General features: G+C 34.6%; 4 protein-coding genes. All 4 read right to left on the bottom strand.

Translation table 11 applies throughout. The features are described from left to right. Positions 1-143: 143 nt before the first annotated feature. A complete protein-coding gene (locus tag GQO39_RS09345) occupies positions 144-737 on the bottom strand; it encodes a hypothetical protein (RefSeq protein WP_246668559.1) in 594 nt (197 codons plus the stop codon). 107 nt (positions 738-844) lie between these two features. Next, positions 845-1486 carry a hypothetical protein gene (locus GQO39_RS09340; protein ID WP_246668558.1) on the bottom strand — a complete coding sequence of 214 codons (642 nt, stop codon included), beginning with the start codon at positions 1484-1486 and terminating at the stop codon, positions 845-847. Positions 1487-1563: 77 nt separating this feature from the next. Further along, positions 1564-2181, bottom strand: a complete 618-nt coding sequence (locus tag GQO39_RS09335; protein ID WP_246668557.1) for an ATP-binding protein — start codon at positions 2179-2181, stop codon at positions 1564-1566. A gap of 410 nt (positions 2182-2591) precedes the next feature. Next, positions 2592-3332 (bottom strand): antA/AntB antirepressor family protein, encoded by a 741-nt coding sequence (locus tag GQO39_RS08135; protein WP_156851718.1) that lies wholly within the window; start codon positions 3330-3332, stop codon positions 2592-2594. Between the last annotated feature and the right edge of the window lie 190 nt (positions 3333-3522).

Genomic DNA, 3522 nt, shown 5'->3' with positions numbered 1-3522 from the left:
TCTAAGAAACACTTAAGCGATTAGCGGATAGATAACGATATAATCTCTCTTTCCCCGCCGTGAAAGCGGAGGGGATAAAGCTTTCGGTTTTTGGTTAGCCACTGTTTCAAATGTGCGAAGATATTGTCTATCGTATCAAAAAATTAAACCTTTAATGTAGAAATAAATGCTTCATTCCTTAATTTTGCGTCCTCTAATAAATCATACCACTCTATTATTTCAACGGTTCCTCGAAATTCTCCCTGTAGAGGAAAAGTTCTCCCTCGCCCATTAGCTGTTTTTTGCCATGTAGACGTTTGCGTTTTAAGTTCACCTTCTATATCAGCAATAATATAACAATAAAAAACACACTGCTCTGAAATCTTTATTTTCTTATTATCAAATGTCTTTATACGCTGTCCTTTAAGTTCATTGAGGTATTTGTTTATTTGATGCATGGGGGAGTAACCTGCTTTATATTTTTTCTGACCTGGTCTTTTAAACTCCACCAACATTAGCCTGTCCAGATCTGCATCGAGACGACCTTCAAGTCCTAGGGCATATAATTGATTATAACATAATAAATCAGGACGACTTTTTTCTATACTATCCTGCGTGATTTGATTGATAGGCACATCCGAAGCAAAGTATTTTGTAAATGTTAATCGTTCATCAATAATCCATAAATCGTGTGTTAAATTTTCCTGAGATTCAGGATCATCCCCCCGAACACGCATTGGACAAATAAGTTTATGCAATGTTTTCTCTAGATGTGGTACTTCTTGACCATTAACATTTTTCTTAAGTTCTATTATTAATCCTTCTAAAATTTTAAGTATAACTTCACGACGGATAACATACTCTGCTAACTGTCTCGCTTCTTCGTCTTTAACTTCTCTTGCAAGTTCAGAAACTTTCTGAGAAAAGCTGTCTGTATTGGCATTTCCTTCAGTAATTTCACGGTATATTTCTTCAATTCTCTTATTTTGTTTTTTTCTCTCCTAAGTTTGTGAATAGCCAGTGTTTTAACAAACCCCTCTGTATTCTTTGCAGCTTTAGGAAGTGTTTCTAATAATTTTTCATAACTCTCAAAGCGATAGGAAGGATGGGTTTCACAAAATTTTTTTAATTTATTTAAACGTTTTCTTTCATACTTTTCATTTTCTGGAGCAAGAACACTCTGTGTAATGTTGTTAGCAATAGCACGTAAAATATCTTTTAATATACTGTTTTTAAAAGAAAAATGCGTTCTTTCTTGATTAACTCTATCATCTAAATATTGACCACTTATGCAACCATGATATACCAGCTTTTGGGTTCCAAATTTTCCAAAACCAATAAGGTTATCGATGCTTTCAGTAGTAACAGTGCGACCATGCGCGAAAAGATGCAGCTGGTGGTTCCCTTTAAAATTACGGCTAGCATTTTCTTTGCAAATAAAATTACGAATCTTTAATAAACCAAATTCTGTGGTTTTAAGTGTGATCTCTTCTCTATTGTCTACCAAATAATCTTTAATTTTCTGCGCTAAATCAACAGATATCTGATCATAACAAAAATTTATTTTAGGAATTTCTCCTAAAATTAAATCTGAAAAAAATGTGCTCCAATATGATCAATCATTGTGTCAGTTTTGCGTGGAAAATGTTTTTGGTACGCTACATCTCTTAAACCGGTAAAAATAATTTCTGTTCCGGTTACTTCTTGATTAATAAGAGGCATTTTTGAATGATCGAGAATCTGATTTTCCTCTTCTAAACAAAATGTAAAGCTTCTCTGGTAAAGCTGATTTTCTTCAAGGAATATACTTTTAACTCGTATTTTCTTAAAGGCATCCAACCATAGCAGCCGCCCAACTCCTTTTCCTCCTTTTTCTAATTTAAAATTAGTATCTACAGTACGAAAAGCTTGAAAGTGCTCATCATCCAATCCTACACCATTGTCTTTAACTATAATTTCAAGTGATTCATTATCATCTATATCTTTGATTTTTATATCTATGTTTCCCGCACTTTTGTAATCTTCTTGCTTAGAATCTTCAAGCGCGTGAATAGCGTTGCTTACTGCTTCAAAAACAGGCTGAAAAGCTTCCATTTCAGTGGACGGTTTAGGAAAACGACGAACTCTTCCAGCAAGATTTTCTTTCATAGAAAACTTTTCAGTTTTATTCTTTTCTTGTTTTTGAACTGCAACGTTTTCCATAATTATTCCCACCTTTTTAGCCGATAATATTACGAAATATACCTATTAAACGCACGTATATTAACAATTTGTTATTATTATAGAACAAATTTTTAACTCTTTGAGAACCACTATTTTAAATGTACAAAGACATTATTGATAGCCTCCATGAGACGAGCAAAATTAAGAAACCATTTGCTAAAGGATTTCGCGCGTCTCAGAGTATGTTTAGAGTCGGATATTTGGTTTTTGTGTAAAAATATTCCCTACAGCATCTATAAGACGTGAAAAATCAAGCGCTAATAAGAGTATAATGAGTACAATTCATTTTGTATAACGCGACATCACTTTTACACTGTCTTCAATGTCTTCACAATTGACAAACTGAAACAAAGCCATCCACAAATCATATAAAAAATCGATACTGCTATTTATTGTACACCCCCAAAGATTTGTTCTCTCAAACATGCCAATCCTTTTGGTGTAATTTTTGTTGAAGGCAGCACCTTATCTGTTCCATCCGGTCTTTGAATAGTGATAGCAGGACAATCCATAAGACCTTTCTTGATTTTATCCTGATAAGGTAACAATGGACCAGTCGGAATACGGCGATACACCCAATCATTTTGGCGCAAGTAATCTGTTAAATCCTTTGGTCGTACTTCAAGCATCTTTGCTGCTTCAATCAGACCAAACAAACCATCAGAGCGCTTTAAACCATCCAAAGCTTTTGCTTTTGGTGTTAACTCGGCAATAACATGATCTTTCTGCTCTATTTGGTTTTGTAAGTGATTTAAAACACCAAGTAATGCTTCTGGTTTGGAGTAATCAACTTGTGGTGTTGCTACTTGTTTTAAAAGCCGTTCACATTTGATAAAGTATAAACGCGCTTCTCTACCTTTCTTATTGTTCTCAAGCATAGAAAGCTCTTTTGCTACACTTAAAGTTAGATGATAGTCTTTACGATTGTGACCACCCCTGCCTTTGCTTCCCAAAATTGGGAAGCAAACAAAGTCTTGATTTTCTACCAAATTATATTTGTTGATACGTTCAGTAATCCAGTCTGCAAATTTTTTACCTACTTCTAAAAAACTATGCAATTCACGTGCATTAACGGTTTGAACAGTTTCCTGTCCAACAGTTTGTTCCGATATTGGAATAAGATTGTTCATAATGAACTCCTATTGGTTAAACGTTTTTGATTGACACTCAATGAAAAGTGCCGAGCGCTCAAAAACACGGCCAATAGTCCGTCGTTATGCTTTTCCTCAAAGGGTATTTTATGGCATAACCACACCTGACAACGCCATTATATGCGCGTAACATACAACGAGTCAAAGCCTTTACATGCGCGGAAAATTG

Source organism: Bartonella refiksaydamii, from assembly GCF_902652675.1.
Classification (GTDB): domain Bacteria; phylum Pseudomonadota; class Alphaproteobacteria; order Rhizobiales; family Rhizobiaceae; genus Bartonella; species Bartonella refiksaydamii.
The sequence above is the reverse complement of the archived record's forward strand: the minus strand, read 5'-3'. Positions and strand labels throughout refer to the sequence as shown.